A 7,244-nucleotide genomic window follows, 5' to 3' on the forward strand; every position below is an offset into this window, starting at 1 on the left:
CGTTTGAGGCACCCGAGCCTAAACGTGCAAAAGAGCCGCAGCTTCCGGCCATATAAGTCCCCCAAGCCAATATTCCAAAGTCAGGAATATTGGCTTGGGGGACTTATATTCTGGAAGCTAACCGCGGCTTTTTGCACTCTCTACGGTTTCACATACGCAAACCCCCCGCTCCTGCAAGGCGATTAGGTCGACCACTCCCGCTGGGACAATTTCCACATTCTCCGGTAGCTGGTTCGCTTTAACACCATGGCTGTTCATCGCATTGTTGCACGCGTGAAATTGGACACCTTGTTCAGTTAAGCTTTTAATAGCGATTCGAATGTTTGCAACAAGGTACCCCATGATTGCATTGCCATTTACCAGGACGACAATTTGATATGACATTTGCTGAGCTTTAGCATAACTGATTAAGTTTTTGACGTTTCCCAAGGCATGTTCCCATTTTCCTAATTCATCAATATGAAAAACAACTTGATGCATAGGCTAGTCCTCCTTTGATAACTCACCGTCATCCAAAGCTTCAATAAAAGCACTATAGTCACGGTGAACTTGCTTGGCGTAAGCAGTAGCCCACGTTACAAGATCGCTCGCAAGCTTCTTCTTTTTTCCCACATAGCCTTGAACAATTGCGGCAGTCGGGCTTTGGGCATGACCTCGGGCTAAAAGCAGTGCACAAATTTGGGCGTAGGTTTTAAAATCGTCTTCGTCCATCTTTTCTAAATTCATTGATTCTTTCATGTCCCAGAATTGGCGAACATAGAAGCTTCGGCCAGTGTCAGCATTGTGATAATAACCAAGCAATGGATCAGATGCCCGCTGAAGAACCTGCTGACACGTCACAATTCGCTCACCATTATCAGGACCGTTCTGACTGTATTGCGTTGTGACATCGAATCCTTGAAGACGTCGGGTTGGTAAAGCTTCCTTTATTTGAAGAACTAAGTGGCTGCCATCAATGGCTGTTAGAAGCACTAAGTAACAACGGGTTCCGAAGCTGCCAACGCCCACACTATGACGAACAATATCGCTGATATGAAATTGAGAAAGTAATAAGGCAACGTCTGGACTAACCGTTTGATTATATTTTTGTAAGTGGTCTGAGATTTGTTTGAATCGGATATCTGAGACATGAACTGTCCGTGGTGCGTTTTCTTTGAAGACAAGGTGACCACGGTTATCAATTGTGGTAAATTTTTTCACGACTTTATCAGAATTTCGTTGTTCGGCACTATCACGAATTTTGCGCCAAATCTTTGGCAGGTCCTTATCATCCGCTTCGGTCTTCAAGAAAGTTTCAACTTCAGTAGAAAAATAGTAGCGTTCCATCGCTGAATGATCATTGAAGCATTCAGCGAGGATCTGTTGATAAGTTTGAATTGCTGATTTTAAAACCCCGTCAATTGTTTCAGTTTTTAAGTTGTTTTGTTCACCAGTGAGGATAATACTGACCAGTAGTCGGCGAACGTCCCAATCCCAAGAGCCGATAGTCGCTTCGTCAAAATCATTGAGGTCAAACAATAATTTGCGCTCAGGAGATGCATAAAAGCCGAAGTTGCCAATGTGCGCATCACCTGAAATAATCACCGGAATATTACTGGAAACTTGTTTGGATAAATCGTAAGCCATTAATTCATCGGTTCCCCGAAAAAACGAAAAGGGTGAAGCAGCTAATCGCTTATGACGTAACGGTAGTAATTCGGAAATGAGTTTACTTTCAACGTGTTGGATGCCGGATACAACATCCCGATCGATTGGTTTAAAATCAGCTAATTGTTCGAAAGGAATCTTTTCGCGGATGTTCTTGCCCATTTGAATGAGCTCGTTAACTGATTTATCAATTTTGATTTGACTAAGGTCATAGCGAAGATTTGAGGTTGAATCACGAGGTAATAAGTCTTTTTTCGTAGACATAGATGATATCCTTTCAGTTTTTTAGTATAGTGTAACGCAAAACAAAGTTGTCTTGGTGGAAATGTGCGGTGTAAGTTGACTTCCGTGAATCTAATGGTCTTCCAATATCGGTGTTATATAACGGTTTGTTGGCACAGTCTGTCGACACATGGTACAATTAATACAATGTACTTATCGAGTTTTTTGGAGATCGAGGTTTATGGAAAAAATATATTGGGAAAGTATCGAAGTCAATCACCGAAAATTTTTCTTTACGGTAACTAGCAAAGGATTGAGCTTTGTGTCCAGTCCGGGCCGCTATCTATCGGAGATTTTTGAATTTTATCCAAACAATCGCTACAACTATCAGTTCATGTATGATGAAAAAGTGACGAATATTTACTTGGATGAATTAACCGAGTACTTTAATAAAAAAAGAAAAAGTTTTGATTTGCCACTCGACTTGGCGAATATTGGCACAGATCTTCAGCATCAAGTCTGGGATGCTATCCAGAAAATTCCTTATGGTGATACAGTCACCTACAAACAATTGGCTGAAAATGTTGGCAAACCCAAGGCCATTCGTGCGGTTGCCAGCGCGGTTGCCAGGAACCCGATTTTAATTGTGGTCCCGTGTCATCGAGTTATCCGTGCAAGTGGGGAATTAGGGGATTATCGTGGGGGTAAAGACATCAAAAAAGAGCTGCTTGATTTCGAAAAGCAGCCCGCTGCAAAACAAACTTTAATCAAGAAGTTACCCTTACCGCGACTTAGTCAATTAGGTAGACCTGATCTTTAATTAAATCAAATGGTTGATGATGTTCGTTCAACTTCTTAGCGCTTTCTGGTTTGATGAAGTGGGCTTGATCCCAAAACTTCATTGAATCCGTGGCGCCATTTTTTTCACCAATGACGATTAGTTCAATTTTTTGATCGCTGGCTCGAACGGCTTCTAAAACGTCACTATCAATGGTACTTTTATCAGGGGACCAACTCATAATGACGTAGCGAACCTGATTTTGATATTTTTTGATTGCCGACACGGCATCTAATTTTTCAACTTTAGTGACTTGATGCTTACCGGTTTGATTTTCTGTGACCCACTCAAGACTGTCGGTTGGGTAAACCGTGACCCCGGCATCCTGCAATCCTTTAGAAATATAGCCGTTACCTGCCATTACCTCTAAGACGCTGTTAGAACCGATGTAATCAGCCAGACTTTTAATGAACGGCGCTGAGATATAAGCCCACATGCCATATTGATCTTCCAGATAGTCACGGAAGCAACGAAGTCGTTTATCTAATTTGGGTAAGGCGTCAGTCAGCCGATTCCATAGTTGGTCGCCCTTGGGATCGTCCCTCTCAAATTGGGAGTTAATCTTCTTAAAAATTTGATCTTGAATGTCGTCAGGCAATAACAATTCGGGTAAATCCTGCGGTAATAAGCCTGATTTGATCAGGTGGTCACTTTCAATGACGTTATTAATGAGAAATTTAACCTGTGGATAATCTGAAAACAAATCGCGATCTTGTAGCATCTTCTGGATATAATCTGACTCAGTCGATGTTTTGTTTTGCTTGCGCTTCTTTTTTAGCAATTGTTTTTTCTGTTTATTAGAAAGCATGTTAAACCCCTAGTTATATTTGATATCAAAATTCGATTGGAGAATCAGGTGGTTATTTGCCGGTATCTTTAGGCATCCCCAAATCCAATTCTTCCTGCTGGATCTTTGGCCCTGGCTGTGGTTTTCGACCTGTTTTACCATGGACATAACCGGAAATTAATTGGTAAATTTGATAACGATCCTGAGAGTCAAGGGTCTCGCCCTCAAATTGAATGGTTTGACCAGAGATGAACATTTTAGCCAAATCATAAATACTGCTATCGGTTAATCCGGTCAGGTAATCCATCGTAACCCCAAAGAACTTGGCTAATTTTTGAACTTCCACGTATGACGGGGTTCTTACACCACGTTCCCAGTTACCAATTTGAGATGGCGTGTTTTCGTGATCTTTGTCTGTTGGGAATTGTTGGTTTAAATCTTGAGCTAACTGAACCAACGTAATGTGCTTGCCTGTGCGTAACGCTCTTAATCGTTCTGGAAACATGTAATCACCATCCTGTCTGTTACTTTCATTATACTGCACTTTGAGGATTCGCAAAATGAATATAACGGATCGTTGGTTAATGCACTGCTTGATTTATTTTGGATTGTGGTAAAATAGGGCGACTATCTTTTGCGTGATCAGGGTGAGCCAAAGGCCGATTACTTTTCAGAGGACAATTAAATTATCTAAATACGTTTCGAATGGAATAGTAGGTAATTCGATTGTTCAGTCTTTTGAGTCACATCAGAGCCGGTTCAGCAAGAGATGAGATTAATTATTTTAGGTGGGATTAAAATTATGAAGAAGCGCAATAAGATTCTTATTGCCTGTACATCGGTTGTAGCTGTTATGGCAGCTGGGCTTTTTGGCGCAGGCATGTATTTCTATAAGGTCGCGGTCGTACCGGCACCCAAGTCGTTTTTAAGTAAACCGGAAAAAATTAAGCCCGGAAATAAACTTTATCCTGCTCAGGAGTGGTATAAGCATGTAGAAAAACAACGTTGGCACGAAATTTCCGCAACCCGGCATTTAAAATTGGATGCGAATTATATCAAAGCAGCTAAGCCGACGAAAAAAACGATTGTGATTGCACATGGATTCATGGGTGATAAAGATAAGATGTTTTCTTACGCTTATTTGTTCCATAATCTTGGTTATAATGTCTTACTTCCCGATGCGCGCGGCCATGGAGATAGTCAGGGAAAATATATTGGTTATGGTTGGCCGGATCGATTGGACTATGTTAAGTGGATTAAGCAAGTGATTGCGAAAAATGGTCAAGATTCTAAAATTGTTATGTTTGGAACCAGTATGGGCGGTGCCACAACGATGATGGTAAGTGGTGTCAAAGATGTTCCGAAGCAGGTCAAAGCATATATTGAGGACTGTGGCTATACGGATGTTTATAGTGAAATTGCCTATCAGGCAAAGCAATTGTATCATTTGCCAAATTGGCCACTGGTAAATATCGTTAGTATGATTACCGATGTGAAGGATGGTTATTCATTCAAAGAAGCAAGTGCATTAAAACAGGTCAAGAAAAATAGGCGACCAATGTTGTTCATTCACGGAGCGCATGATCATTTTGTCCCAACGAGAATGGTTTATCCATTATATAAAGCGGATCGGGGACCAAAACAATTGTTAATCGTCCCAGGCAGAGGCCATGCAAGATCGTATCAGAACCATCCGGAATTGTATACCAAGACGGTGAAGCAATTTTTGGGGAGGTATTTCAAGTAAAAGAGTGTGAAATCAAGCGGTTAGATCCCAGAATATAAGCCCTCTAACCAAATATTCCAGATTTTGGAATATTTGGTTAGAGGGCTTATATGGCCGGGATCTGCTTTATTTCACACGTTTCGGTCAGGCAACAAAGTATTCCCGGCTCTGGAATGTCCAATCGTCAATAGCTTTCGCATCTACGGATGTGTTAAAATACAATTAGGACTGTTTTACGAGAGGAGGTCCCTAGTTGATAGTTGTAATTTTAGGGGTAATTGCCTGTGCAATTGGCGCTGTTAGTGGTGTTAAGTTGCAAGAAAAGCATCACCAAACAGAAATTAAAAACGCCCGTGTTCGGGCGGATGAATTGATTAACCGTGCAAATAATAAGGCTCAGGAAAAATCGGACGAAATTGTGGCTGATGGTAAAAAGCAAGCAATTGATTACCAGCAAACAATCGACGAAGAGCTCGATAGTTATCAGACCGATAATGTTACTCGGCAAAATCGGATTGATCAACGTCAAAATGGGTTAAAGCAAACGGCTACCAGATTAGATCAATTTCACAATAACCTTTCAAGTAAGAAAAAAGAGCTTGATGAATTAAAAACAGCCATTGAACATTCAAATCAGCAAGCCGATGACTTAATGCAGCAGCGAAATGATCTTTTACAAGAGCGCAGCCGCTTATCAAGTGATCAAGCGAAACAGCAGATTTTAGACCAATTGAGGATTGATTTGAACCGTGAGAAGGATATCGAGTTACGTTTTCAAAATGATGAGGCAGAAGTTACCGCACCCAAGATGGCTAAGATTATGGCAGTTGACGCCATCCAACGGGGGCCTGTCGATATGCCGCGTGAACATATTGAACATGATGTTTTGATTTCAGATATTAACGTTAAGCAAAAATTAATTGGCAGGGAAGCTGCAAATATTCGTTATATTGAAACATTAACGGGAACCGACCTTGTCTTTGATCCAGATGATGCACACTTATTACACGTTGTAACGCAAGATCCGTTACGTCGAGAAGTTGCAAAAATGGTCATTACAAATTTGGTTGTTACCAAGCAGATTAATGCACAATCAATTGAACATCAAGTGGATGTTGCCCAACAGGATCTTATGAATGAATTACGCCGAACCGGCGAGCGAGTGGTTTCTTCATTACACATTGGTTGGATGCATCCAGATTTGATTAAGTTAGTTGGCCGTTTGAAGTATCGGACGAGCTACGGTCAAAATGTGCTAAATCACTCGATTGAAGTTGCGGATATTGCCGGTGTGATGGCTGCTGAACTTGGTTTGAATGTCAAAATTGCCAAACGGGCTGGTTTACTTCATGATATCGGAAAAGCAATTGATCGCGAGGTTGACGGGACCCACGTTGAACTGGGAGTTAAAATTGCTGAAACTTACGATGAGGATCCACAAGTTGTTAATTCGATCGCTTCTCATCATGGGGATGTTGATGTCACAACTCCAATTGCTTACTTAGTTGCCGCTGGCGATTCAATTTCCGGAGGTCGTCCAGGTGCTCGAAGCGAATCGGTTGAAGAGTACGTGAACCGACTTAAGAATTTGGAAAGAATTGCCAGCAGTCAGAATGGCGTTAAGGAAAGCTATGCAATTCAGGCCGGTCGTGAGATTCGAATTGTCGTTGATCCTAAAAAAGTTGATGATGTTCAAAATGCTGAACTCACTCATCATGTTAAGGATCAGATTGAGGATGAATTAACTTATCCCGGCAAAATTAAAGTAACATCAATCCGTGATTTTAAAGCAATTGCCTATGTTGGTGATGAAAAAAAGAAACGTAAATTTAAAAAACGTGCTTAAATGAGAACGAGCCGGGAGCGGCAAACATTTTCTATGTTGTTATCTTGGTAGTAATTCTGATTTAACTAAAGGGAGCCAGACAAAATATTACTTTTGTCTGGCTCCCTTTAGTTAGATTATTGAGGGTCTAAAATTTTTGGGGTTGATACCGTAAGGTATCAATCTTTTTTTGCATATA

Annotated in this window: 7 protein-coding genes; 3 read left to right on the forward strand and 4 right to left on the reverse strand. The window is 41.1% G+C overall.

The annotated features are described in order from the left end of the window. Positions 1-117: 117 nt before the first annotated feature. Positions 118-480: a DsrE family protein gene (locus FC85_RS03385; RefSeq protein ID WP_057864155.1), complete on the reverse strand. Its 363-nt coding sequence runs from the start codon at positions 478-480 to the stop codon at positions 118-120. Between the two features lie 3 nt (positions 481-483). Beyond that, positions 484-1,911 carry a DUF2252 domain-containing protein gene (locus FC85_RS03390; protein ID WP_057864156.1) on the reverse strand — a complete coding sequence of 476 codons (1,428 nt, stop codon included), beginning with the start codon at positions 1,909-1,911 and terminating at the stop codon, positions 484-486. Between the two features lie 199 nt (positions 1,912-2,110). Between FC85_RS03390 and FC85_RS03395 the strand changes: the two genes are divergently transcribed. After that, positions 2,111-2,689 (forward strand): methylated-DNA--[protein]-cysteine S-methyltransferase, encoded by a 579-nt coding sequence (locus FC85_RS03395; protein WP_057864157.1) that lies wholly within the window; start codon positions 2,111-2,113, stop codon positions 2,687-2,689. On the opposite strand, the gene FC85_RS03400 is transcribed toward FC85_RS03395, so the two are convergent. Further along, complete coding sequence (locus tag FC85_RS03400) at positions 2,661-3,515, reverse strand: hypothetical protein (RefSeq protein ID WP_057864158.1); 855 nt, start codon at positions 3,513-3,515, stop codon at positions 2,661-2,663. The two genes, FC85_RS03395 and FC85_RS03400, sit on opposite strands and share 29 nt — an antisense overlap. Before the next feature lie 52 nt (positions 3,516-3,567). After that, the gene (locus tag FC85_RS03405; RefSeq protein WP_057864159.1) at positions 3,568-3,999 is read right to left on the reverse strand and encodes a helix-turn-helix domain-containing protein; all 432 of its coding nucleotides are present in this window, start codon (positions 3,997-3,999) and stop codon (positions 3,568-3,570) included. Positions 4,000-4,296: 297 nt separating this feature from the next. Here FC85_RS03405 and FC85_RS03410 point away from each other — a divergent pair, with 297 nt between their 5' ends. Both FC85_RS03410 and rny read left to right on the forward strand, forming a co-directional pair. Further along, positions 4,297-5,241, forward strand: a complete 945-nt coding sequence (locus tag FC85_RS03410) for an alpha/beta hydrolase (RefSeq protein WP_057864160.1) — start codon at positions 4,297-4,299, stop codon at positions 5,239-5,241. A 232-nt stretch (positions 5,242-5,473) separates the two neighbouring features. Next, positions 5,474-7,066: a ribonuclease Y gene (gene rny / locus FC85_RS03415; RefSeq protein ID WP_057864161.1), complete on the forward strand. Its 1,593-nt coding sequence runs from the start codon at positions 5,474-5,476 to the stop codon at positions 7,064-7,066. The last annotated feature ends 178 nt before the right edge of the window (positions 7,067-7,244 follow it).

The sequence above is a fragment of the Lentilactobacillus diolivorans DSM 14421 genome, from assembly GCF_001434255.1.
Lineage (GTDB): Bacteria > Bacillota > Bacilli > Lactobacillales > Lactobacillaceae > Lentilactobacillus > Lentilactobacillus diolivorans.